Source organism: Actinokineospora sp. NPDC004072, assembly GCF_053604195.1.
In genome coordinates, this window is record NZ_JBSGHB010000004.1 from 281939 (window position 1) to 306005 (window position 24067).

The 24067-nt window shown below is 72.7% G+C and carries 22 protein-coding genes; 8 read left to right on the forward strand and 14 right to left on the reverse strand.

Annotation, left to right across the window (positions count from 1 at the left end; translation table 11 throughout):
• Nucleotides 1-39 precede the first annotated feature (39 nt).
• The 3 genes from ACWEPX_RS08495 to ACWEPX_RS08505 are packed head-to-tail and all read left to right on the forward strand — an operon-like array spanning nucleotide 40 to nucleotide 3936.
• Nucleotides 40-2232 (forward strand): hypothetical protein, encoded by a 2193-nt coding sequence (locus tag ACWEPX_RS08495; protein ID WP_451896448.1) that lies wholly within the window; start codon nucleotides 40-42, stop codon nucleotides 2230-2232.
• A gap of 21 nt (nucleotides 2233-2253) precedes the next feature.
• Nucleotides 2254-3135 (forward strand): phosphoribosylaminoimidazolesuccinocarboxamide synthase, encoded by an 882-nt coding sequence (locus tag ACWEPX_RS08500; RefSeq protein WP_451896449.1) that lies wholly within the window; start codon nucleotides 2254-2256, stop codon nucleotides 3133-3135.
• A gap of 51 nt (nucleotides 3136-3186) precedes the next feature.
• Nucleotides 3187-3936 carry a DUF2334 domain-containing protein gene (locus tag ACWEPX_RS08505; RefSeq protein ID WP_451896450.1) on the forward strand — a complete coding sequence of 250 codons (750 nt, stop codon included), beginning with the start codon at nucleotides 3187-3189 and terminating at the stop codon, nucleotides 3934-3936.
• Here ACWEPX_RS08505 and ACWEPX_RS08510 read toward each other — a convergent pair.
• Both ACWEPX_RS08510 and ACWEPX_RS08515 read right to left on the reverse strand, forming a co-directional pair.
• Nucleotides 3888-5606: a S8 family peptidase gene (locus tag ACWEPX_RS08510; protein WP_451896451.1), complete on the reverse strand. Its 1719-nt coding sequence runs from the start codon at nucleotides 5604-5606 to the stop codon at nucleotides 3888-3890. The genes ACWEPX_RS08505 and ACWEPX_RS08510 overlap by 49 nt on opposite strands.
• 133 nt (nucleotides 5607-5739) lie before the next feature.
• Nucleotides 5740-6381 carry an MBL fold metallo-hydrolase gene (locus ACWEPX_RS08515; RefSeq protein ID WP_451896452.1) on the reverse strand — a complete coding sequence of 214 codons (642 nt, stop codon included), beginning with the start codon at nucleotides 6379-6381 and terminating at the stop codon, nucleotides 5740-5742.
• 49 nt (nucleotides 6382-6430) lie between these two features.
• Between ACWEPX_RS08515 and ACWEPX_RS08520 the strand changes: the two genes are divergently transcribed.
• A complete protein-coding gene (locus tag ACWEPX_RS08520) occupies nucleotides 6431-7909 on the forward strand; it encodes an aldehyde dehydrogenase family protein (protein WP_451896453.1) in 1479 nt (492 codons plus the stop codon).
• Here the strand turns inward: ACWEPX_RS08520 and ACWEPX_RS08525 are convergent.
• From ACWEPX_RS08525 to ACWEPX_RS08540, 4 genes are all read right to left on the reverse strand, one after another.
• The gene (locus ACWEPX_RS08525) at nucleotides 7884-8060 is read right to left on the reverse strand and encodes a hypothetical protein (protein ID WP_451896454.1); all 177 of its coding nucleotides are present in this window, start codon (nucleotides 8058-8060) and stop codon (nucleotides 7884-7886) included. The two genes, ACWEPX_RS08520 and ACWEPX_RS08525, sit on opposite strands and share 26 nt — an antisense overlap.
• 72 nt (nucleotides 8061-8132) lie before the next feature.
• Complete coding sequence (locus tag ACWEPX_RS08530; protein WP_451896455.1) at nucleotides 8133-8714, reverse strand: ArsR/SmtB family transcription factor; 582 nt, start codon at nucleotides 8712-8714, stop codon at nucleotides 8133-8135.
• Between the two features lie 101 nt (nucleotides 8715-8815).
• The gene (locus ACWEPX_RS08535) at nucleotides 8816-9649 is read right to left on the reverse strand and encodes a MaoC family dehydratase (protein WP_451896456.1); all 834 of its coding nucleotides are present in this window, start codon (nucleotides 9647-9649) and stop codon (nucleotides 8816-8818) included.
• Nucleotides 9649-10992: a 3-oxoacyl-ACP reductase gene (locus ACWEPX_RS08540; RefSeq protein WP_451896457.1), complete on the reverse strand. Its 1344-nt coding sequence runs from the start codon at nucleotides 10990-10992 to the stop codon at nucleotides 9649-9651. Before ACWEPX_RS08540 ends, ACWEPX_RS08535 begins: the two co-directional genes overlap by 1 nt.
• A gap of 88 nt (nucleotides 10993-11080) precedes the next feature.
• Here ACWEPX_RS08540 and ACWEPX_RS08545 point away from each other — a divergent pair, with 88 nt between their 5' ends.
• The 4 genes from ACWEPX_RS08545 to ACWEPX_RS08560 all read left to right on the forward strand — a co-directional run bounded on the left by ACWEPX_RS08545 (nucleotide 11081) and on the right by ACWEPX_RS08560 (nucleotide 14734).
• Nucleotides 11081-12361 carry an acetyl-CoA C-acetyltransferase gene (locus tag ACWEPX_RS08545; protein ID WP_451896458.1) on the forward strand — a complete coding sequence of 427 codons (1281 nt, stop codon included), beginning with the start codon at nucleotides 11081-11083 and terminating at the stop codon, nucleotides 12359-12361.
• A gap of 126 nt (nucleotides 12362-12487) precedes the next feature.
• On the forward strand, nucleotides 12488-13681 hold the full coding sequence (locus ACWEPX_RS08550) for an AAA family ATPase (protein WP_451896459.1): 1194 nt from the start codon (nucleotides 12488-12490) through the stop codon (nucleotides 13679-13681).
• Nucleotides 13682-13862: 181 nt separating this feature from the next.
• Entirely contained in the window at nucleotides 13863-14009 is a 147-nt protein-coding gene (locus ACWEPX_RS08555; RefSeq protein ID WP_189209090.1) for a hypothetical protein, read from the forward strand.
• Between the two features lie 419 nt (nucleotides 14010-14428).
• On the forward strand, nucleotides 14429-14734 hold the full coding sequence (locus ACWEPX_RS08560; protein WP_451896460.1) for a hypothetical protein: 306 nt from the start codon (nucleotides 14429-14431) through the stop codon (nucleotides 14732-14734).
• Between the two features lie 43 nt (nucleotides 14735-14777).
• Here ACWEPX_RS08560 and mctP read toward each other — a convergent pair whose 3' ends face one another.
• From mctP to ACWEPX_RS08600, 8 genes are all read right to left on the reverse strand, one after another.
• Entirely contained in the window at nucleotides 14778-16421 is a 1644-nt protein-coding gene (mctP, locus tag ACWEPX_RS08565) for a monocarboxylate uptake permease MctP (protein ID WP_451896461.1), read from the reverse strand.
• The gene (locus ACWEPX_RS08570; RefSeq protein ID WP_451896462.1) at nucleotides 16418-16687 is read right to left on the reverse strand and encodes a DUF3311 domain-containing protein; all 270 of its coding nucleotides are present in this window, start codon (nucleotides 16685-16687) and stop codon (nucleotides 16418-16420) included. The genes mctP and ACWEPX_RS08570 overlap by 4 nt, the downstream gene beginning before the upstream one ends.
• 190 nt (nucleotides 16688-16877) lie before the next feature.
• Nucleotides 16878-17099, reverse strand: coding sequence for a hypothetical protein (locus tag ACWEPX_RS08575; protein ID WP_451896463.1), 222 nt, complete (start codon nucleotides 17097-17099; stop codon nucleotides 16878-16880).
• Between the two features lie 68 nt (nucleotides 17100-17167).
• Complete coding sequence (locus tag ACWEPX_RS08580; protein WP_451896464.1) at nucleotides 17168-18994, reverse strand: phosphoenolpyruvate carboxykinase (GTP); 1827 nt, start codon at nucleotides 18992-18994, stop codon at nucleotides 17168-17170.
• A 353-nt stretch (nucleotides 18995-19347) separates the two neighbouring features.
• Complete coding sequence (locus tag ACWEPX_RS08585) at nucleotides 19348-20058, reverse strand: hypothetical protein (RefSeq protein ID WP_451896465.1); 711 nt, start codon at nucleotides 20056-20058, stop codon at nucleotides 19348-19350.
• A gap of 100 nt (nucleotides 20059-20158) precedes the next feature.
• The gene (locus ACWEPX_RS08590) at nucleotides 20159-21991 is read right to left on the reverse strand and encodes a dynamin family protein (RefSeq protein WP_451896466.1); all 1833 of its coding nucleotides are present in this window, start codon (nucleotides 21989-21991) and stop codon (nucleotides 20159-20161) included.
• Nucleotides 21991-22395 carry a nucleotide exchange factor GrpE gene (gene grpE / locus ACWEPX_RS08595; protein ID WP_451896467.1) on the reverse strand — a complete coding sequence of 135 codons (405 nt, stop codon included), beginning with the start codon at nucleotides 22393-22395 and terminating at the stop codon, nucleotides 21991-21993. Before grpE ends, ACWEPX_RS08590 begins: the two co-directional genes overlap by 1 nt.
• A gap of 1 nt (nucleotide 22396) precedes the next feature.
• Nucleotides 22397-23983, reverse strand: a complete 1587-nt coding sequence (locus ACWEPX_RS08600) for a dynamin family protein (RefSeq protein ID WP_451896468.1) — start codon at nucleotides 23981-23983, stop codon at nucleotides 22397-22399.
• Between the last annotated feature and the right edge of the window lie 84 nt (nucleotides 23984-24067).

Here is a 24067-nt window from a genome sequence, read left to right on the forward strand (position 1 = left end):
TGATCGACCCCACGAGCGGTCACTGGGGGTGGTATCGCGATGACGACCAGCGACGACGTCCGCAGGCTGGACCCGCACGACGAACACCCCCCGGCCTGGGCCCACATCACCGCGGCTGAGGTGCTGCGCCGGGCCGTGGAGCAGGAGACCGGCGTCCTGCGCAGGCGCAAGCTGGCCACCCCGGCGGTGCAGCGCTGGACCGACCGCTACATCACCGGCGTGCTCGACCTGCGCAACAGCGAGTTCGCCCTGCTGGAGTTCGAGCGCTGCCGCTTCGAGCAGCCCCCGGACCTGCGGCAGGGCAAGCTGGCGGGCATCGAGTTCCGCGACTGCGCGCTGCCGGGCCTGCAGGCCCGCAACCTGCGCACCGACAACGACCTCGTCCTGCTGCGCACCGTGGTCAAGGGGACCGTCGACCTCACCGACGCCGAGGTCCGCGGCACGCTCGTGCTGCGCGACAGCACCCTGGTCAGCCCGAACGGCAGGCCCGCCCTGCACGGCGACCGGCTCCAGCTGGCGGGCGCCCTGCTGGCGGCCCGCCTGCGCAGCAGGGGCGAGATCCGCCTGCCCGGCCTGCGCACCGGCGGCAACGTCAACTTCGCCGGGGCCGAGCTGGACAACCCGCGCGGCTTCGCGCTCAACGGCAACGGCATGCAGGTCGGCGGGAACCTCTACTTCACCATCGACCCGCAGGGCAACCCGTTCCGCAGCGTCGGCCAGGTCTTCCTGCCGACCGCGCGGGTGGACAGCGACCTGTCCATGCGCGGGGCCCGGCTCGCCCCGCGCACCGAGCACTCCCGGGCGGTCCCGCCCGACGACCCCTTCTTCGACCCCAACGCCACCCTGGTCGCCGACCGGTCCAAGGTGGACGGCAACGTCAACCTCGACCGCGGCTTCGTCAGCACCGGCACCGTCCGCATCGTCAACGCCGCGATCGGCGGGTCGCTGCGCCTGTCGCAGGCCAAGGTCGACCTCTCCGGCGGGCAGGAGGAGTTCGTCGAGCTCGGGTCCAAGCCCGGCCCGTACGCCGACCGGTCGCTGCACCTGGACGGCACCGGCGTCGGCGGCAACATCGACGCCCGGGACGCGCGCATCGCCGGGCAGGTCCGGCTGGTCGAGGTGGTCGTGCGCGGCAGCGCGCTGCTGGACCGGGCGGTGATCAGCAACCGGGGCGGGGACGCGGTGGAGGGGCGGCGGTTCACCGTCGGCGGCAACCTCGACGCCCGCGCGGTGCTGGTCTTCGGCTCGGTGCTGCTGTCCGGGGCCAAGATCGAGGCCAACCTCGACCTGCGGGGGAGCAGGCTGCTGGCCCCCGGGGTCTACCACCGCGACGGCGCGGTCAAGCCGTCGCTGGACCTGCGGGTCGCCCGGGTCGGGCGCGACCTGATCTGCGCGGCGGGGGACGAGCCGTTCTCCGCCCACGGCGAGATCCGGCTGCGCCGCGCCGAGGTCGGGCAGGTCACCGACTTCAACGGCGCGGAGCTGGGCAACAGCCACAACGCGATGACCATCAACGCCTTCGGCTTCGGCACCCAGGAGCTGCGGCTGACCGTGGCGGCCCCGCCGCGCGGGCGCGTCGACCTCGGCCACGCCCGGTGCGCGTCGCTGTCGGACAACGCCGCGTTCTGGAACGCCAAGGGCCGCATCGAGGTGGAGGACTTCAGCTACGAGGCGCTGGCCGACCCCATCGACCTCGACGACGACGAGCGGGTGCGGACCCGGCTGGCCTGGCTGCGCCACGGCCTGCGCGAGACCTACAGCCCGGGCCCGTACGAGCAGTTCGCGGCCATGCTGCGCGCGGCGGGCAACGAGGAGCACGCCGACTCGGTCCTGGTCGAGAAGCAGCGGCTGCGCTACGCCGCGCTGGCCGACGGCGCGGGCTTCACCGCCCCCGGCATCCGGCTGTGGAGCTGGCTGCAGCGCGCCACCGTCGGCTACGGCTACCGCCCGACCCGGGCGCTGACCTGGCTGCTGGGCTTCCTGGTCGCCGGCACGGTCTGGTTCTTCCTGATCCCCGAGCCCGACGAGGCCAACACCGACGACCAGCTGGTGTGGAACCCGCTGCTGTACACATTGGACCTGCTGGTGCCGATCGTCGACTTCGGGCACAAGAACAAGTGGACCATCGGCGGGGTGTCGCAGTGGATCTCCGCGGTGTTCGTCGCCCTGGGCTGGATCCTGGCGACCACCGTGGCGACCGGTCTGACCCGCCTGCTGCGCCGGGGCAGCTGAGGCTGCGTAAGCTGCGCGGACGTGGCCACGCTCGCTGACTACCCCAAGATCGCCGCAGGCAAGGTGCGGGAGCTGCACGCCGTGGACGACGACCACCTGCTGATGGTCGCCTCCGACCGCATCTCCGCCTACGACCACGTGCTGAGCACCCCGATCCCGGACAAGGGCCGGGTGCTCACGGCGATGAGCGTCTTCTGGTTCGAGCTGCTGTCCGACGTCGTGGAGCACCACATGGTCGCCTACGACGACCCGCGCATCCCCGCCGAGGTGCGCGGCCGCGCGCTGCTGGTGCGCAGGCTGGAGATGCTGCCGGTGGAGGCCGTCGCGCGCGGCTACCTGGCGGGCAGCGGCACCGCCGACTACCGGGCCACCGGCGCGGTCTGCGGCATCGAGCTGCCCGCGGGCCTCACCGAGGGCTCCCGGCTGCCCGAGCCGATCTTCACCCCGGCCACCAAGGCCGAGCTGGGCGCGCACGACGAGAACATCGACTTCGCCGCCGTGGTCGGGCTGCTGGGCGCCGAGCAGGCCGAGCGCGTCCGCGACCTGACGCTGCGCGTCTACCGCCGCGGCGCCGAGCACGCCCGGGAGCGGGGCATCATCCTGGCCGACACCAAGATCGAGCTGGGCCTGCTGGACGGGCGGCTCGTCCTGGGCGATGAGGTGCTGACCCCGGACTCCTCCCGCTACTGGCCGGTGGACACCTGGGCGCCGGGCAGGCCCCAGCCCTCCTTCGACAAGCAGTACGTGCGCGACTGGCTGACCTCCCCGGACTCCGGCTGGGACCGGGCCGCCGACGCGCCCCCGCCCCCGCTGCCCGCCGACGTCGTGGCCAGCACGCGCGCCCGCTATGTGCAGGCCTACGAGCTGCTCACCGGCCGGGATTTCGCCGACTGGATCGGCTGAGCCCACGTCCGGGCCACCCGCCGGTCACCCCGGTGCGGTGTCCTCGGGGGCATGTCGGCCCGACTCGTGGTCTCCCTGTCCGGGATCACCGCCCGGAGCCTGGACGCCTGCGCGGGCTTCGCCGCCGAGCTGGACCGCCGCGGCGTCCCGCTGTCGGCGCTGCTGGCCCCGCGGCTGCTCACCGCCGAGGTGGCGGACTGGGCGCGCGAGCGGCCGGTGCTGGCCCACGGCTTCGACCACGCCGCCGCGCCGTGCGGTCGCCGGGCCGTCCCGGGGAGGCGGGCGGAGTTCGCCGCGCTGCCCGCGCACGAGGCCGGGCTGCGGCTGACCGCGGCCGTCGCCGCGCTCGACCGCGCTGGCCTGGCCACCACCGCCTTCGCCCCGCCGCGCTGGATCGCCTCGCCGGGCACGCTGGTCGCCCTGCGCCGCGCGGGCTTCACCCTGTGCGCCGACCTCGTCGGCGTGCGCGAGCTGGACACCGGCGTGGTGCACCGGGGCCTGCCGCTGACCGCGGGGCCGCGGGCCGAACCGTGGCGGTGCTGCGCGCTGGTGCGGCTGGCCGCCCGGGCGGCCCGGCGCGGCGGGCTGGTCCGGGTCGCCGCCGACGCCGCCGACCTCGCCCGGCCGGGGGCGCGGCAGGCGCTGCTCGACGCCGTGGACATCGCCGTCCACCTGGGCGCGCGGCCGCTGACCCACCCCGGGCTGCGGACGGCCCCCGCCGGGGCGGGGGCCGTCCTGGCGCCGGTGCGGCGTCAGAAGGTCAGCTTCCAGGAGTTGATGTACCCGGTGTCGCCGCGGTAGACGTCGCGGACCCGCAGCTGCCAGGTCCCGTTGGCCACCTCGGACGAGGCGTCGACGGTGTAGGTCGCCACCACGTTGTCGGCGCTGTCGCTGCCGCTGGAGTTCTTCAGCCGGTAGGCGGTGCCGTCGGGCGCGACCAGGTCGATGACGAGGTCGCCGCGGTAGGTGTGCACGATGTTGACGTCGACCTTGAGCGCAGCGGGCGCGGCGCCGTCGACCCCGGTGACGCTCACCGCGCTGCCTGCCGCGGACCCGGCGTCGGGGATGGCCACGTCGGCGGTGTTCTCGAAGACCTTGCCGGGCGGCTGCGTCCCGCTGACCGCCTGGAAGGCGTCGACCCGGCCCTCGCCGAAGAAGTTGTTGCGAGCCGCGGTGCCCGTGCAGCGGCTGTCGGTGCAGGCCAGGTCGTCGGCCTGGGTGGCCAGCAGCTCCCGCAGCTGGGCCGGGGTGGCGGCCGGGTGGGCGCTCTTGAGCAGCGCGGCGACGCCCGCGACGTGCGGCGAGGCCATCGACGTGCCGGACATGCTCGCGTAGCGCCCGCCCGGGACGGTCGAGTACACGCTGTCGCCTGGCGCGCCGACCGCGATCTTGTCGGTGCCGTAGTTGGAGAACGACGACTTGGTGTTGGACGAGGTGATCGAGGAGACGTTCACGACGCCCGCCACCTCGCCGGGCACCTTCAGGCAGGAGTTGGAGACGCTGCGGGTGACGGGCGTGGAGTCGTTCGGGCTGGACGAGTCGCTGGTCTTGTTGGCCAGGTTGTAGTTCTCGTTGCCGGAGGCGGCGACGTTGAGCACGCCCTTGCCCTCGGCGTAGCCGATCGCGCGGCGCACGCCCTCCAGGATCGCGGCCTGGTCGGGGTCGTCCGGGCAGTTGAACATCCACGGATCGGTGTAGTAGCTGCTGTTGGTCACGTCGAAGCCGCGGTCACCGGCGAACATGAACGCGCAGATGGTGTTCTCGGCGAAGAACAGCCCGCTGGGGTTCTCGGCGATGCGCACCGAGGCGATCTTCACCCCGGGCGCGACGCCGACCGCGCCCCGGCCGTTCCTGGCCGCGGCGACGGTGCCCGCGACGTGCGTGCCGTGGGTGCCGGTGTCGCGCCAGGAGCCCGCGCGGGTGTCGAGCCTGCCGTAGGCGCAGGACGCGGAGTTGGCGGCGTCGAAGTTGGTCTTCAGGTCGTAGTGCTGGTCGTCGACGCCGGTGTCGAGGATGCCGACGGTCACCTCCGCGGAGCCGGGGTTGACCGCCCACGCCCGGTCCGCGCCGATCTGGCTCATGTCCGACCGCACCGGCTCGCCGGTCGCAGGCGTGGTCTGCGCGGGCGCGGGCGGGATGGCCGGGTTCGCCGCGGCGGCGGGCACATCGGTCGTGCGGGTGGCGCCGACCTTCTGCACCCCCGCCACCGCCCGCATCCGGCCTGCGAAGTCGCCGGCGCCGGAGTGGGCGACGATGACGCCGATGGCGTCGTGCGAGGTCCACACGACGCCGCCGTTGCCGCTGATGGCCGCCTTCGCCCCCGCGGTGTCGCCGGGCGCGGTGATGACCAGGTAGGCGCGCACCCCGGCGGCGGGGGCCGCGGCGGCCGGGGTGGCGGCCACCAGGAGTCCGGCGCCCACGGCGGCGGCGGTGGCCGCGGCGCGCAGGCGCGATCGTGATCCCAGGAACACGATTCCCTCCGAGCGTCTGCGGGGGTGACCCGCGCTCGGCTGCGCGGGCCGCAGGGTTCCCCGTCATGGGCAAGGAGGGGCGCGGCGGCGGTTCGGGACGCGCGCCTGCCGGAAATGCTCCGCGCGGCGGAGGTCAGACCTCGGTGGTGTCGGCCAGCGGCAGCACGACGAGCTTCGCCCCGGCCGGGGCCAGGGACTCCAGCCGGGTCAGCGCGATGTCGATGCCCGCGCGGCTGAGGGTCATCTCGTGGATGGGCACCGCGACCCGCGGCGCGACCGCGCGGAAGAAGCCCACCGCGTCGGACAGCTTGAGCCAGGGCGCGCCGATGGGCAGGCCGAGGACGTCGACGGCCTGCTCGGGCACGTGCAGCGAGTCGCCGGGGTGGTAGAACGCGCCGTGGTCGATGACGTAGCCGATGTTGGGCGGCACGGCGACCTCGGGGTGGATCTCGGCGTGGACGCCGCCGACGGCGTTGACCGCCGCGCCCGCGACCTCGCGGGAGTCGCCCGCGGTCAGCACGGTCGCGTGCAGCCCCGCCTCGGCGGCCTCCGCGGCCGACTCCGGATCGGTGATCAGCTCGGCGTCGGGGTTGGCGGCCATGAGCGGCACCAGCCGGTCCGGGTCGATGTGGTCGCCGTGCCGGTGGGTGATCAGGACGGCGTCGAGGTCGCGCAGGTCCTCGAAGCCGTGCGACCACACGCCGGGGTCGAGCAGCAGCCGGGCGGTGCCGGTCTCCAGCAGGACGCACGAGTGGCCGAAGTGGGTGATCCGCACGGCCCACAGGGTATCGCCAGCCGCCTGTACCGGCGGGTAGCTTGGCGGCATGACGACCGTTCAGGCGAAGACGTTCGAGTCGCTCAACCCCGCCACCGACGAGGTGGTCGGCGTCCACCCCGTGCACACCGCCGAGGACGTGCGCGCCGCCGTCGAGGCCGCCCGCGGCGCGGCCCGGTGGTGGGCCGAACTGGGCTTCGCGGGCCGCGCGGAGCGCCTGAACCGCTGGAAGGCCGCGCTGACCCGGCGGGCGCAGGAGCTGGCCGAGGTCGTCCACGCCGAGACCGGCAAGCCGCACGGCGACGCCATGCTGGAGATCGTCCTGGCCATCGACCACACCGCGTGGGCCGCCCGCAACGCGCGCAAGGTGCTGGGTCCGAAGCGGCGGCCGTCCGGGCTGCTGATGGCCAACCAGTGGTCGACGGTGGAATACCAGCCGCTCGGCGTCGTCGGCGTGATCGGGCCGTGGAACTACCCGGTGTTCACCCCGATGGGCTCGATCGCCTACGCCCTGGCCGCGGGCAACGCCGTGGTGTTCAAGCCGAGCGAGTACACCCCGGGCGTGGGCCGCTGGCTGGCCGAGTCCTTCGCCGAGGCGGTCCCGGAGCACCCGGTGCTCCAGGTCGTCACCGGCTTCGGCGAGACCGGCGCGGCGCTGTGCCGCTCGGGGGTGGCCAAGGTCGCCTTCACCGGCTCGCCCGCGACCGGCCGCAAGATCATGGCCGCGTGCGCGGAGACCCTGACGCCGGTGCTGATCGAGGCGGGCGGCAAGGACGCGCTGCTGGTCGACGCCGACGCCGACCTCGACGCCGCCGCGGAGGCCGCGGTGTGGGGCGCGATGTCCAACGCGGGCCAGACCTGCACCGGCGTGGAGCGGGTCTACGTGCACGAGCGCGTCTACGCGGCGTTCGTGGCCAAGCTGACCGCCCTCGCCGCCCCGCTCAAGGTCGGCTTCGACGACGGCGCCCAAGTCGGCCCGATCACCATGCCCGGCCAGATCGACATCATCCGCCGCCACGTCGCCGACGCCCTCGCCCGCGGCGCCCGCGCGCTGACCGGCGGCGCGGTGCCCGACGGCGCGCGCTACGTCCAGCCGACGGTGCTGGTCGACGTCCCGGAGGACGCCGCGGCCGTGCGCGAGGAGACCTTCGGGCCGACGGTCACGGTGACCAGCGTCCGGGACATGGACCAGGCCGTGGCCCTGGCCAACGCCACCGCGTACGGCTTGGGCGGCACGGTGTTCGCCAGGGCGCGGGGGCTGGAGCTCGCCCGGCGGCTGCGGGCGGGGATGGTGTCGGTCAACTCGGTGATCAGCTTCGCCGGGGTGCCGTCGCTGCCCTTCGGCGGCGTCGGCGAGTCCGGGTTCGGCCGCATCCACGGGCCCGAGGGCCTGCGGGAGTTCGCCAGGGCCAAGGCCATCACGCGCCAGCTGTTCCGGGCGCCGATCACCATGACCACCTTCGCGCGGACGCCCAAGGTGGACGCCCAGGTGGCGAAGCTGATCAGCCTGCTGCACGGGCGGCGGTAGGGGCCGCCAGGCGTAACGCGGCCTCGGTGCGGCCCCGGGCGGGCGCCGGGCTCGCCGCCTGGTCCCGCTTGGCCAGGCGCCTGCGGGCCGCGGCGGCGATGTCCTCGGCGTTGCGCTGGGCGGCGTACTGGTACAGGGCGTCGTGGTGCATGGTCGCTCCTCGGCTGTTGGCGGGCAGGGGCCATCGGGCCACGCCCCCTGCGTGGCCTGCCCCGCCCGGGGATCAGGGGGTGTCGGGGGTGTCCGGGATGACGTAGTTGGTCAGCAGGAAGCGGACGGGCCGCGACCCGCTCGGCCGCCGCGCCGGGTCGCCGGAGCGGTCGCGGAACTGGTCGAACAGCTCCTTGACCTGCTCCTGCAGCCGGACCGCCTCGGCCGGGGTGAGGAAGGCCTGCATGCCGATCAGGGCGAAGGCCTGCCGCCATTCCTCGGATTCCCGGCCGTGGCCGCGCAGGTACGCCTTGACCCGGTCGAACTCGTGCTCCAGGAAGGCGTCGGTCGCCGCCTCGGCGGCGAGCACCCCTTCCTCGTCGAGGCCCTCGTAGTCGTAGCTGCGCTCGCGCTCGGTCAGCCGCCAGGGCTTCTCCCGGCCCTGGCCGCCTTCGGCCTGCTCGACGAAGCCGTACTTGGCCAGCATGTTCAGGTGGTACGAGCAGCTGGCGACGCTCTCGCCGATCGCGGCGGAGCAGCGGGTCGCCGTGGCGGTGCCGGAGATCGCCAGCACGTCGAGCAGCTTCCACCGGATCGGGTGGGCCAGGGCCTTGAGCCGATTCGGGTCGGTGATCATCTTCCGGTCGTCCGCCATGCATCTAAAGATACCTTGCTAAAGGACTCCTTAGCAAGGTTCCTTGTTATAGCGCGATGGGCGGACCCCGGCAGCCGGGATCCGCCCATCGTCGGCGCAGGTCAGCCGGTGATCGCGCCCTCCAGGTGCGGCTTGCCGCTGCGCGCGTCGACCAGGGTGAAGCGGTCGCCGCCCGCCGCGAAGGCCACGGTGGCGGGCAGCAGGACCGGCAGCTTGAACCGGACGTCGACGGTGTGCGCCGCGGGCAGCCTGCCCGCGAACGCCGCCAGGCAGCGCGCCTTCGTCCACATGCCGTGCGCGATCGCCCTCGGGAAGCCGAACAGCTTCGCCGCCAGCGGGTGCAGGTGGATCGGGTTGCGGTCGCCGGACACCGCGCCGTAGCGGCGGCCGATGTCCTCGGGCACCCGCCACTTGGCCGTGGGCGCGAGCGGCGGAGCGCCGCCCCCGGCCGCGTCGGCCGAACCGGACCCGCCGCCGCGGCGCAGGTAGGTGCTGGTGCCGTGCCAGACCAGCTCCCCGCCGACGAACGCCTGGCTGATCATGTCGAACTGCCTGCCCTTGGGGTGCGGGCGCAGGTTCTCCACGTGCACCTGCAGGTCGAACTCCTCGTCCACGCGCAGCGCCCGGGTCTGGGCGATCCGGTTCGCCACGTGCACCGAACCGACCAGCGGGAACGGGAAGTCGCCGTCGGTCATCAGCTTGACCTGCATGGGGAAGGTCAGCACGTGCGGATAGGTCGTCGGCAGCGCGTCGGACAGGCCGAACCCGCACACCTCGTCGTAGGCGGCCAGGTGCGCGGGGTCGACGCGCACCCCCGTGCGTCGGTAGGCGCGCGTCGGCAGCGCCGAGCCGCCCTTCTTGGTGAACCCGGCGACGGCGGCCTTGGGGTAGAGCAGGCCCAGGCTCGGGGACGCGGGGAGGTCGACGACGGCCATCACGCCCCCAGCAGGCTCTGCCCGCAGACCCGCACGACGTTGCCGGTGACCGCCCCGGACGCGGGCGCGGCGAACCACGCGACCGCCTCGGCGACGTCGACCGGCAGCCCGCCCTGGGACATGCTGTTCATCCGCCGCCCCGCCTCCCGGATGAACAGCGGCACGGCCGCGGTCATCTGGGTCTCGATGAACCCGGGGGCGACGGCGTTGATCGTGATGCCCCGCTCGGCGTACCCCGGCGCGCAGGCGTCGACCATGCCGATCACGCCCGCCTTGCTGGCCGCGTAGTTCGTCTGCCCGACGTTGCCCGCGATGCCCGCGATCGAGGACACCCCGACGACCCGCCCGCCCGCGCCGAGCACGCCCGACTCCAGCAGCGCCGCGTTGATCCGCAGCTGGCTGGCCAGGTTGACCTGCAGGACGGCGTCCCAGGCCGCGCCGGTCATCTTCGCCAGCGTCTTGTCCCGGGTGATGCCCGCGTTGTGCACCACGATGTCGACGCCGCCGTGGCGGGTCTTGAGGAAGTCGACCAGCTTGGCCGGGGCGTCGGCCGCGGTGATGTCCAGCTGCAGCGCCGTCCCGCCCACCTGGTTGGCCACCTTCGCCAGGTCCGCGCCCTGGGCCGGGATGTCCAGCACGACGAGCTCGGCCCCGTCGCGGGCCAGCACCTCGGCGATGGCCGCGCCGATCCCGCGGGACGCGCCGGTCACCAGCGCGACCCGGCCCGCCAGCGGCGCGGCCCAGTCCTGCGGAGCGGGCGCGTCGCCGCCGTGGGCCCCGATCCGGATGACCTGCGCGTCGACGTAGGCCGACTTGGCGCTGAGCAGGAACCGCAGGGTGGACTCGCACCTGTCCTCCGCGCCCGGCTCCACGTAGACGAGCTGGGCGGTCGCGCCGCGCTTGAGCTCCTTGCCCACCGAGCGGACGAAGCCCTCCAGCGCGCGCTGGGCGATGGCCGCGCCGGGCTCGCCCGCCCTGGCAGGCGGCGTGCCCAGCACCACGACCCGGCCGGACGCGGCGACCGAGCGGATCACCGGGTGGAAGAAGTCGTAGAGGGCGCGCAGGCCCTCGGGGGAGTCGATGCCGCTGGCGTCGTAGACGAGCGCGCCGAGCCCGCCCGCCCCGGGCGGTTCGGCGACCACCTCGACGCCCGCGCCCTTGAGCACCGCGCCGACCGGCTCCAGCAGCCTGCCGCCCGCGGCGGCGCCCAGCAGCGCCGGGCCCGGCAGCGGCGGCTGGCCCGGCCGGTGCCGCCGCAGCGGGGTCGGGTCGGGCAGCCCGAGGCGCCGCACCAGGGCCCGACCGATGCCGGTGGTGCTGAACTGCTGGTAGCGGTCCGTCATCTGCGCATCCTCCCTACTCCATAGTATTCTTACTGGCGAGTAGGTTAGGATCGTACCGCAGAAGCAGCCCTGTGCTCAGGAGGTTGGCATGGCCCCGAGTCGCGTCCGGCGGGTGGCGGTCGTCGGCGGGAACCGCATCCCGTTCGCCCGCTCGAACGGCCCCTACGCGCATGCGTCCAACCAGGACATGCTCACCGCGGCCCTGGACGGGCTCGTCGCCCGGTTCGGCCTGGCGGGCCAGCGCGTCGGCGAGGTGGCCGCGGGGGCGGTGCTCAAGCACAGCCGCGACTTCAACCTCGCGCGCGAGTGCGTGCTGGGCAGCGGCCTCGCCGCGGAGACCCCGGCCTACGACGTGCAGCAGGCGTGCGGCACCGGCCTGCAGGCGATCGCCCAGGTGGCCAACAAGATCGCCCTCGGCCAGCTCGACTCGGCCATCGCTGGCGGGGTCGACACCACCAGCGACGCGCCCCTCCAGGTCAACGACCGGCTGCGGCGCATCCTCATCGGGCTGAACAACGCCAAGACCGTCGGCCAGCGGCTCGCGCTGCTCTCCCGCATCCGCCCCGGCCACCTGGTCCCCGACATCCCCCGCAACGCCGAGCCGCGCACCGGCCTGTCGATGGGCGAGCACGCCGCGCTCACCGCGGCCGAGTGGGGCATCAGCCGCGCCGCCCAGGACGAGCTGGCCGCGGCCAGCCACCAGCGCCTCGCCGCCGCCTACGACCGCGGCTTCTTCGACGACCTGCTCACCCCGTACCAGGGCCTGACCCGCGACCAGAACCTGCGCCCGGACTCCACCGCGGAGAAGCTGGGCGGGCTCAAGCCGGTCTTCGGCGGCCCGGAGGGCACGATGACCGCGGGCAACTCCACCCCGCTCAGCGACGGCGCCTCGGTGGTGCTGCTGGCCTCCGAGCAGTGGGCCAAGGAGCGCAAGCTGCCGGTGCTGGCCTACCTGACCTTCACCGAGACCGCCGCCGTCGACTACGTGCACGGCGGCGAGGGCCTGCTGATGGCCCCGGCGTACGCGGTGCCGCGGATGCTGGCCAGGGCCGGGCTCACCCTGCAGGACTTCGACTTCTACGAGATCCACGAGGCCTTCGCCAGCCAGGTCCTGGCCACCCTGGCCGCCTGGGAGGACGAGGCGTTCGCCAAGGAGAAGCTGGGCCTGGCCGAGCCGCTGGGCCCGATCGACCGCGCCAAGCTCAACGTCAACGGCTCCTCCCTGGCCGCGGGCCACCCGTTCGCGGCGACCGGCGGGCGGATCGTGGCGACGCTGGCCAAGCTGCTGGCCGAGAAGGGGTCCGGCCGCGGCCTGATCTCCATCTGCGCGGCGGGTGGCCAGGGCGTCACGGCCATCCTGGAACGCTGATCTGCCTTCCTCTACCGCTCTCTAGCAAGTCCGCTAGAGAGCGGTAGAGGGCGATACCGCCGACACGCCGCAGCGCATTCTCGTCTCGTATCGGGCAGGGCCTAGACGCGCCGATACCGTCCGAGGATGGACCCGATCCGGAATCCGTTCGCGCCCGGGGCCGGGCAGCGCCCGCCCGAGCTGGCCGGGCGGGAGAAGGAGCTGGCGGCCTTCGAGGTCGTGCTGGAGCGCGTGGCCAGGGGGCGGCCGGAGCGGAGCCTGGTGCTGACCGGGCTGCGCGGGGTCGGCAAGACCGTGCTGCTCGGCGAGCTGCGGTCGATGGCGCTGCGCCGCGGGTGGGGCGCCGGGAAGATCGAGGCGCGGCCGGACGCCGACCTGCGCAGGCCGCTGTCGGCCGCGCTGCACCGGGCCATCCGGGACCTGGCCGTGCGCCACCGCGCCCCGGACCGGGTCGAGGCGGTGCTCGGGGTGCTCAAGGCGTTCGCGCTGCGGGCCAACCCCGGCGACGCGAAGCTGCGCGACCGCTGGCAGCCGGGCATCGACGTGCCCGCGGCCAGCGGGCGGGCGGACTCCGGCGACATCGAGATCGACCTGGTGGAGCTGTTCACCGACGTCGCCGAGCTGGCCGCGGACGTGGGCGCCGGGGTCGCCGTGCTCATCGACGAGCTGCAGGACGTGGGCGCCCACGACATCTCCGCGCTCTGCGCCGCCTGCCACGAGCTGTCCCAGTCCGGCGCGCCGCTGGTCGTGGTGGGGGCCGGGCTGCCGCACCTGCCGACGCTGCTGTCGGCGAGCAAGTCCTACTCCGAGCGCCTCTTCCGCTACGTCCGCATCGACCGCCTCGCGCGCGACGACGCCGACCGGGCGGTCCTGGCCCCGGTCGAGCGCGAGGAGGCGGGCATCACCCCACAGGCCCTCGACGCGCTGTTCGACCGCTCCGGCGGCTACCCCTACTTCATCCAGTCCTACGCCAAGGCCGCGTGGGACGCCGCGCCCGCCGACCCGATCACCGCCGAGGACGTCGCCGTCGCCGCGCCGGAGGCCGAGTCCGAGCTGGCGGTGGGCTTCTTCGGCTCCCGCTACGAGCGCGCGACCCCGGCCGAGCGGGAGTACCTGCGGGCGGTGGCCGAGCTGACCGCGGGCCGCGACGAGGCCGCGAGCACCGCCGACGTGGCGGGCGCGCTGGGCCGCAAGCCGTCGTCGCTGTCGCCCGCCCGCGACAGCCTCATCAAGAAGGGCTTGGTCTACAGCGCCGAGCGCGGCTGGATCGCGTTCACCGTGCCGCACTTCGGAAAGTTCGTCCTGGGGATGGACGACTGAAGTATCCCGGTCTCTAGCCGTTCAGCTATACCGCAGGATCGTCAGCCACTTCCCGGTTGCTACCGACGATTCTCCGGCGTGTGCCCCACCTCACCGTGTAATCACTGGCTTTCCTGGGGAGGGCGGGGCATACTAGAGGCACAGCGAACGCAAGGCAACACCGAGGGGAAGTCAGACTCACATGAACGTCACCGCGAAGATTCGTGCCCGCCGTGCCGAGGCCCGTACTCGCAGGGCGGTCACCCGGGCCATCGAGCAGGCGGCCACGCCGTCGATGCGCCACGAACTCATCACGCTCGCCCAGACCCAGCAGGTGAACTGGCGCTGAGCCCGAACTTGGGTGGGAGGATGTGATGCAGGGCACATTCTCCCACCCGTGTAACACCGCCGGATCTTCTCACGATGTTCCGGTTGACCCCGTAGTGCTGGCGGACCCCCGACCTGGCAGCACTGCGGGGTTTCCACTTTTCTGGGGCCATCACGCGCAGTGAGCCCCTGAGCGGCCATCCGGGTGCGCAACTCCGCGCCGCCCGCGCCCGCTAGGCCGGCCGCCCGGCAGACCGCTCGACCAATTGCTGTAACCGGGAGTACACCACTCACACAGACGAGTGACCCGGGCCACAGATGGCCGTTCGGCGACGAACACGCTCCGTTCACCGTCTGCCACCCCCGAAAGGGGCGATCTTCGTCGCGCGCCGGAGCAGACTGGTCACCGTCAGCGCCCAGCCGCACAGGAAGCCACCGCCCGTGACCACGACCGGATCGCCCACCCGATCGAAGCTCCGGCCCGTCGTGCACCTGACCGTGTCGGCGGGGGAGCCGCCCATCGCCATGACCTGGCGCCCGACGAGCGCGCCGCGCCGCACCCCGCGGGAGCGGCTGCTGCTGCTCGCCGAGCGCGCCGTCGGCAGCCTCGCGCCCACCCTGCGGGCGGCGCTGGGGATGCTGCTCTGCGCCCTCGTCGGCCTGGCGCTGGTCGCCGCCGTCGCGGGCGCGCTCGCCGCCCTGCTGAGCACCCTGGTGCTCGTCGTGGTCGCGCTGCTGCGCCGCTGAGGCGAGCCTGCTGGGCGCGGCCGCCCAGCAGGCCCACCACCGGTCAGTGCGCGCCGACCGCGCGCAGCTTCTTGTCGCCCTCGTCGACGTGGTAGTCGGCCGGGTTGGTCCGGTCCAGGCCGTTGGGCCACCGCAGCCTGCGGGCCAGCAGCGTCACCAGCACCGCGACCAGCAGGTTGGCCAGCAGCGCCACGAACCCGACGTAGATCGTCTGCGTGGACCCGGCGAACGGGTGCCAGCCGAACAGGCTCAGCTTGTCCAGCACCAGCGCCGAGCCGCCGAAGTGCGGGCGGCTGCCGTCGGCGCTGGGGATCGTGTAGAGCAGCCACATCCCCCACGCCATGCCCACGACCCAGCCCGTCACCAGCCCGCACACGTGGAACCAGCGCGTGTAGAGCGCGATGGCCACCGCGGGCAGCGTCTGCAGGATCATCACGCCGCCGATGAGCTGCAGGTCGATGGAGAACTGCGGGTCGATGAACAGGATGAACGCGACCGCGCCGAACTTGACCACCAGCGAGGCCAGCTTGGCCTGCTTGGCCTCCTGGACCGGCGTGGCCCGCTTGTTGACGTACTCCTTGTAGACGTTGCGCGTCCACAGGTTCGCCGCCGCGATGGACATGATCGCCGCGGGCACCAGCGCGCCGATGCCGATGGCGGCGAAGGCGATCCCGGCGAACCACGACGGGAACATCTGGTCGAACAGGTTCGGCACGATGGTGTTGGTGTCCGCGCGGCCCGTCGCCTGGTTGACCAGCGGGGTGGTGCCCGCGGCGATCGCCATGTAGCCCAGCAGCGCGAGCAGGCCCAGCAGCAGCGAGTACGCGGGCAGCGCCGACATGTTCCGCTTGATCACGTTGCGCCCGCGCGAGGCCAGCACGCCGGTCAGCGAGTGCGGGTAGAGGAACAGCGCCAGCGCCGAGCCCAGCGCCAGCGTCGCGTACTGGAGCTGGTTGTTGGCGTTGAGCAGCACCCCGTCGCCCTTGGCTGGCGTGGCGTCGAACTTGGCGTCGGCCGCCCCGAACACCTCGCCCCAGCCGCCGAGCTTGATCGGCAAGTAGATCACCGCCACGACGATCACGACGTAGATCAGGATGTCCTTGACGAACGCGATCAGCGCGGGCGCCCGCAGGCCGGACTGGTAGGTGTAGACGGCCAGGATGACGAACGCGATCAGCAGCGGCAGGTGCCCGACGATCCCGGAGCCGTTGAAGCCCAGCGTCCGCAGCACCGCCTCCAGCCCGACCAGCTGCAGGGCGATGTAGGGCATCGTCGCCACGATGCCGGTGATCGCGATGAGCAGGGCGAGCGTGGGGGAGCCGTAGCGGCCGCGCACGAAGTCGGCCGGGGTGACGTAGCCGTGCGCGCGCGAGACCGACCACATGCGCAGCAGCGGCATGAAGACCAGCGGGTACACCACGACGGTGTAGGGCAGGGCGAAGAAGCCCATCGCGCCCGCGGAGAACATCAGCGCGGGCACCGCGACGAAGGTGTAGGCGGTGTAGAGGTCGCCGCCGATGAGGAACCAGGTGATCCACGAGCCGAACTTGCGCCCGCCCAGCCCCCACTCGTCGAGGTGGTCGAGGGTCGACCCCGCCTTCCACTTGGCCGCGACGAACCCGAGGACGGTGACCAGCCCGAACAGCAGGGTGAAGATGACCAGCTCCGGCCACTGCAACTGGCTCACCGGCCCGCCCCCTCATCCAGGTCGTCGACGTCCAGCGGCGCGCCGGGCGCGGTGGTGGTGGGCTTGTCCTTGGTCTTGGCGTAGACGACCGACGTGCAGAGCACGCCGACGGCGATGCCGAGGAACTGGAACCAGTAGTAGAACGGCATGCCGAACAGCTCTGGCCCGGTGCGGTTGAAGATGGGCGTGATCAGCCAGAGCAGCGGAACCACGAGCAGCAGGTTCCACGGGCTCCAGCGCAACCCGGTCTTGCCTGGCGGCGCCATGCGGTCTCCCCTCACGACTTGTTGGGGCGACACATTAGAGCGCGTTGTCCGGTTAGTCACTGGTCAGTTTGCCAACCGGACGAACATTGACAAACCGTGCGCCGACGGGACTTGCCCACACGCTGTGCACAACCCCATCCACAGGCTGTGGACAACCGGGGAGCAGGTGTGGAGCCTGGGACGGTTGTGGCTAGCGGGACTTGTCCCCGGAGTTGTCCACAGCCGTGAGCACGTCGCCGACGATCAGCAGGCAGTGCACGCAGCGGGCGCCGGAGTGGGTCCGGGCGGCCTTGGCGTACGGGACGGTGTGCGAGCAGACGGCCTCGATGAGGCTGGCCCGCTCGTCCGCGGGGAAGGCGTGCACCCGCTCGTCGTAGGCCGAGCGGCGCCAGTCCCATCTCGCCGGTTCCATCGGGCGTCCTCCACACGCGAAAGGGGGCCACCGCGGACGTCCCGCGGTGGCCCCCATCAAAGCACCAACTACCCGGCGAGCCGCTGCTTGAGCGCGGCGAGCTCGTCGCGCAGCGAGGTGGGCAGCTTGTCGCCGATCTTGTCGAACCACGCCTCGATCAGCGGCAGCTCGGCGCGCCACTCCTCGACGTCGACGGCCAGGGCGGCCTCGATGTCGGCGCGGTCGGCGTCCAGGCCGTTGAGGTCCAGGTCGTCGGCGGTCGGCACCCAGCCGATGGGCGACTCGTGCGCGGCGGCCTTGCCCTCGATGCGCTCGATGGCCCACTTGAGCACCCGGGAGTTCTCGCCGAAGCCCGGCCACAGGAACCGGCCGTCCTCGCCGCGGCGGAACCAGTTGACGTAGAAGATCTTGGGCAGCTTGTCGGCGTCGGCGCGCTTGCCGGTCTCGATCCAGTGCCGGAAGTAGTCACCGGCGTGGTAGCCGATGAAGGGCAGCATCGCCATCGGGTCGCGGCGGACCTCGCCGAGGTTGCCGGTGGCCGCCGCGGTCTTCTCCGAGGACAGGGTGGCACCCATGAAGGTGCCGTGCTGCCAGTCGAAGGACTCGCTGACCAGCGGGATCGTGGTGGCCCGGCGGCCGCCGAAGAAGATGGCCGAGATCGGCACGCCCTGCGGGTCGTCCCACTCCGGGGCCAGCACCGGGCACTGCGCCATCGGCGTGCAGTACCGGGAGTTGGCGTGCGAGGACAGCTCGTCGGACTCCGGGGTCCAGTCCGCGCCCTTCCACGACGTGGCGTGGGCGGGCGGGTTCTCCATGCCCTCCCACCAGATGTCGCCGTCGTCGGTGAGGGCGACGTTGGTGAACAGCGAGTTGCCCTTCTCGATGGTGCGCATCGCGTTCGGGTTGGTCTTCCAGTTGGTGCCCGGGGCGACGCCGAAGAAGCCGTTCTCCGGGTTGACCGCGTAGAGCCTGCCGTCCTCGCCGAAGCGCATCCAGGCGATGTCGTCGCCCAGCGTCTCGACCTTCCAGCCCGGGATGGTCGGCTCCAGCATGGCGAGGTTGGTCTTGCCGCAGGCGCTGGGGAAGGCCGCGGCGACGTAGTAGACCTTGTTCTCGGGGGAGATCAGCTTGAGGATCAGCATGTGCTCGGCCAGCCAGCCCTCGTCGCGGCCGATGACCGAGGCGATGCGCAGCGAGTAGCACTTCTTGCCCAGCAGGGCGTTGCCGCCGTAGCCGGAGCCGTAGCTCCAGATCAGCCGCTCCTCGGGGAAGTGCACGATGTACTTCGTGTCGTTGCACGGCCACGCCACGTCGGACTGGCCGGGGGCCAGCGGCGCACCGAGGGAGTGCAACGCGGGGACGAAGTCGCGCTCGTTGCCGTCGGCGTCGGTGAAGCGCTCCAGGGCCTTGGCGCCCATCCGCGTCATGATGCGCATGGAGACCACGACGTACTCCGAGTCGGTGATCTCCACGCCGAGCATCGGCTTGTCCGCCTCCAGCGGGCCCATGCAGAACGGGATCACGTACATCGTGCGACCGCGCATCGAGCCGCGGTACAGCTCGGTCATGATCGCCTTCATCTCGTCCGGGGCCATCCAGTTGTTGGTGGGCCCGGAGTCGGCCTCGTCGACCGAGCAGATGAACGTGCGCTCCTCGACGCGCGCGACGTCGTTGGGGTCGGAGGCCGCGTAGAACGAGTTCGGCTTCTTCGCCAGCCGGGTGAACGTGCCCGCCGCCACCAGCTTGTCGGTCAGGCGGGTCCACTCCTCCTCGGAGCCGTCGACCCACACCACCTGGTCGGGCGCGGTCAGCTCGGCGACTTCGCGCACCCACGCCAGGAGTCGTTTGTGCGTGGTCGGTGCTTGGTCAAGACCTGGGATGGTCACTGCCGTCATCTCGCCTCGTCTCCTGACTGAAACGCCGAAACGCCGATCAGGACGCCGTCGCGCCCGGACCGGGGACGTCGGCGTCCTCATCGAACGGCTGACACCCGCCCTGGTGGGAGCGGGTGGCGCCGGAAGGAATGTCCTGAGGCTAGCGAAGTGAACGGCGGGCCACCGAGAGCTGACCTGTCGGTTCTCTCACAGGAACGATAAGGGAATCGATTCAGTACCCGATTGCGGGGGAAACCGGCTGTCCGGTTTGTCAAAGTCGCCGACTCAACCGTGATTCTCCGCACGTGAGTGGTATTGCAAAAGAAAGTCCCGCCGCACCCCCGTGCGACGGGACTCTTTCCGCGAGCAGGTGCTCAGCTCTGCCAGGCGGCGTCGGAGGCGCTGTCGGCGGTGTAGGACCCGTCGGCGCCGATCTGGCCGGTCTCGACGGTGGTCCACTCGTCCTCGCCGGTGTGCTGGGCCACGGTCACGTCGCCGTCGGCCTCGATCACGACCGCCTCGTCGGCCTGGCCGTCGCCGTCGGTGTCGACGAAGGCGTAGGTGTTGCCCTGCTCGTCGGTGACCACCGCGGTGTCGTTGGTGCCGTCGCCGTCGGAGTCGTACTGCGCCGGGCCGACCTCCATGTCGCCGTCGGCGGTGTCGACGACCATCGAGTCGCCGGAGCCGGTGGTCTCGGTGGTCTGGGTCGGGTCGTCGTCGCCGGTGCTGGGGGCGCCCTGGCCCGCGTCGTCGGCGCCGTCGCCGGAGGGGGCCTCCACGGCGTTGGGGTCGGCGGCGGTCCACTCACCGGTGGACTCGTCGTACTCGGCCGCGCCGGTCACGTTGCCGTCGGCGTCGAGCTCGACCATCGTGTCGGCGGTGCCGTCGCCATCGGTGTCGTGGAAGGCCATGTAGCCGTCTTCGGTCTGCACCACGGCCGAGTCGTTGTGGCCGTCCTGGTCGTAGTCGTAGTTCTCGGTGACCTCGTACTCCTCGCCCCCCACCTCGACGGTCAGCTCGTCCTGAGCGCCGGTGCCTGCGGTGTCGGTCGCGTCGACGTCGCCTGCGGTCTCGTCCACGTACACGTGGGCCCCCTCTTGCCTATCCCTCTCGGGATCTTCTCGTTGCGGGTTTGACTGACCCTTCGCGGCTTCGGTTCCCGCCGTTACGCGGGTTCCCCGCCGCTCAGGACTTGTCACGCAGGGTGCGGATACTGGCGAGCAGCTTCTCGGCCCGCTCCCGGCCCGCGGCGACATCGGCCAAGCGCTTGCCCACCACGGCGGCGCGCTTCTGCCGCTCGGTCACGTCCAGCCGCAGCGCCTTGTCGACCTCGCGCAGCTGCTCCTCGATGCCCGCGATCCGCTTGCCCAGCGCCTCGTCGAGGGCCAGCGACAGCTGGGCTTCGGCGTCGATGAGCTGTTCGGACACCAGCTGGTCCAATGTGGACCGCGAGTCGGCGATGGCGTCGGACAGCCACTGCTTCATGTGCTGCTTGTCCGCGGTGTGCTTGCGGGTGCGGGCGATCCACCAGCCCGCGCCCAGGCCGATGACGATGGTGGGCACCAGCAGGATGGGCGCGGCCACGGCGCCCGCCAGCGGCAGCACGGCCATCTTGCCCGCGCCGAAGCCGCCGGAGACGCCCATGAAGACGAGCAGCTTGTCCTCGGCGGTCGGGGTGCGCTTCTCCGCGGCCCGCAGGACGACCTGGGGACCGCCCGCGCGGGCGAACTGCGAGCGGATGACGGCCAGCTCGTCGGCGCTGAACAGGTCGGCGAGCACCAGGTCGGCGACCTGGTTGAGCCGGTTGCCCACCTTGTTGCCGATGCGCGCGGACACCATCTGCAGCGCGGCGTCGACCTGGCCGGGCAGGGTCTTGATCTTCTCCCGGTCGGCGGCGTCGATGGCCGCGCGGAACCAGGTCTGCAGGTCGCGCATCTCCCGGCTGACCTCGTGGGCGTTCTCCAGCCGGGCGCGCTGGACCTCCCCGCGCAGCCGCACCTGCCAGCCCCGGGTGGACGAGCGCCGCTCGGCGGTCAGCTCCTCCTTGCGCGCCCGCAGCGCCTCGGCCTCGGCCTCGCCGGTGGTCAGCGCGCGCTTCTCGGCCTCCAGCTTGACCGCCACCCCGCTGAGCGCGGAGGACAGCGCCCGCAGCGTGTTCGCCTCCGACAGCATCACCGAGCGGCCGACGAGCAGCGATTGCAGCGCCTCGCGCAGCGCGTCGACACCCGCCCGCTCCTTGAGCATGGCGGCGGCCTCCGGGCTGGGCGCCTTGGCGGCCATCTCGTGCATGCGCGAGGAGACCGGGTGGAACTTCGCGCCAGCGAACCGGGGCGCGTGCTCGGCCAGCAGCGCCTGGTTGGCGTCGAGCACCTGCCGCCAGCCGCGGAACTGGTCCACCTTGGACAGCGCGAAGGCGACCGTCTCGACCTTGTCCCCGATACCCGCGAGGAAGTTCAGCTCGCCGATGGTGAACGGGGCCGATGCGTCCACCACGAACAGCAGCGCCGTCGCGCTGGAGGCGGCCTCGATCGCCAGCTCGCCGTGCATGGAGTCCAGACCGCCGACGCCGGGGGTGTCGACGACGACCAGCTTCTCCAGCACCGCGGCGGGCCCGTCGATCTCGACGTAGCGCGGGGGCAGCTCCCCGTCGGGCAGCTCGTGCGCCGCGGACACCCAGTTGATCAGCTGGGCGAGGTCGATCGGCACGTCCGGGTGCTGGCCGGGGTAGCAGGCGCGGGCCTGCCACTGCGGGGCGTGGTCGAACACCAGGTAGGTCGCGGTGGCGACCTCGGCGTCGACCGGCGAGAGCCCCGGCGCCTCCAGCAGCGCGTTCACCAGGGAGGACTTGCCCCGGTTGGTCTCCCCGACGACCACCACGGACGGCTTCTTGCTGCGCTTGGCGCGGGCCTCCTCGACCCACTGGGCCGACTCGGGCTCGATCTCCTTCAGCAGGGCGAGCAGGGTCTCGCGGGCGTGCGCGACCTGCTTGGGCAGGGACGGCGGCTGCGGCTTGGTCATCAGGGGTGGGCCTTGTAGACGGTGACGATCGGCGGGCGCAGCACGTGGCCGCGGTCGCTGAAGCCCACCACCTCGGTCTCGGCGACCACGCCGTCGAGGGCCGGGTCGTCGGTCTCGGCGGTGCCGCCCGCCTCGTGCACCGCCGGGTCGAAGCGCTCCCCGTCCGGGCGCAGGGCCTGCACGCCCACGCCCGCCAGCCCCTCCTCCAGCCGCTCGGCCACCCCGGAGCTGCGGGCGCGGTCGTGGGCGTAGAGGCACAGCGCCACCATCGCCTTGCGCTCGGCGACGAGCTGCTCGAACACCGCGGGGTCGACGCCCGGCTGCGCGACGGCCTCGGCGATCACCTCGGCGTCGACCCGCTGGGTCGGCTCGGCATCGCCCCTGCGCTTGAACCAGGTCGCCACGTCATCCCCCTTGTGCCTTGAGCTGCTGCCAGATCAGGAAGTACGACCGGTGCACCACGTGGGCGACGCGGCTCTGCGCCGGGGTGGCGCCGAAGGAGGCGAACGAGCGCCACCAGCCCGCCCGCTCCAGCGCGTAGGCCGCCAGCTCCTTGTGCGGGCGGCCCTTGAGGCCCAGCTGCTCGCCCACGTCGGCCGTCGAGCCGACCCGCAGCACCTCGTCGCCGAGGTCCTCGGGCATGTCGACCGCGCCGGAGGCGACCAGCGTCAGCGCCTCCAGCAGGCGCAGCTGGTGGGCCTCGGGCTTCTGCAGCAGGACCTCGATGGCGTCGTGCACGCGCTGGCGCTCGCCCGCGTCGCCGGAGGCCTGGGCCAGCGCGGTGACCGAGGCCAGCGCGGCGGCGGCCTTGATCCCGTCGGCGCGGGCGCGGAAGACCCCGTCGAGGCGGGCCCGCACCCGGGCCAGGCCGGAGGACTCCAGCAGCCTGCGGCGCAGCGCGCCCGCGGTCAGCTCGGGGTCGGCGCGCAGGGCGTCGACGGCGCAGCGGATGCCGTAGAGGTCCAGCTTCTCCAGCAGCCGGACCCGGGTGCCGACCGGCACGTCGCAGTCCCAGGTGGTGAAGATGTCGGCCGACATGAGCATGGTCTCCCACGTCGCGTCGTCCAGTTGGGACAGCGTCTTGAGCGCGTCGGCGTCGGCGGAGGTGAAGCCGCCGGACTCGGCGGTCTCGGCGAGCAGGCCGATCACCGGGATCACGTCGGCGACCCGGGGCTTGAGCGTGGCGGCCTGCTTCTCGGCGATGATCGACGCCGCCCGCCACACGTCGCCGTCGCTGCCCGCGACCGACTCCGGGGTGATGGTGTCGGCCTTGTTGAGCACGGCGATGGCGTTGACCGGCCCGGCCTCGCGGCTGGCGGTCGCCGCGGTGAAGGCGGCCAGGGCCTGCTGGTCGTCGGCGCGCACGCCCTGGGTGACGACGTAGAGCACGGCCTCGGCGCCCGCGACGGCGTTGCGGGAGGTCTCGTCGAGCTCGTCGTCGCCGTCGGCCTGCTCGGCGCCGTCGCCCTCCGCGCCGCCGTCCTCGGCGCGGTGCTTGGCCGCGCCGAGGAGCTGCTCGGTGCGCTTGACCGAGGCCAGGTCCAGGGAGCCGAGGCCGGGGGTGTCGATGACGGTCAGGTCGCGCAGGACGGCGTTGGTCAGGTACGCCTCCAGGTGCGAGACCTTGTCGAAGTCGACGTCGAGGTCCTTGGGGATCATGCCCGCGGCGTCGAAGGGCAGCACCTGCTTGCGGCCGTCGAAGAAGACCAGCTCGACCCGGTCGACGGTGCCGTACTGGAAGCGGGTGACCAGCCGGGTGCACTCGCCCACGTCCGTCGGCGCCACGCGGCGGCCGATGAGGGCGTTGACCAGCGTCGACTTGCCCGACTTGATCCGGCCCGCGACGGCGACCTGCAGCGGCGCGCCCAGCCTGCGCAGCACCTCGCGGAACCCGGCCGCGGTGCGCGGGGACACCTGCGGCTGCAACCGGGTGCACAGGTGCGCGACCGCCGCGGACAGCGGACCGGCGAAGGTGGGCTGCTCGGTCGACACGCTTCTCCCCTCGGGTACCGGGGAGATCGTGCCATGCCCGCGGCGCGGGCCGGACCGTTCCCCGGACATCCACCGCGGGGCGTA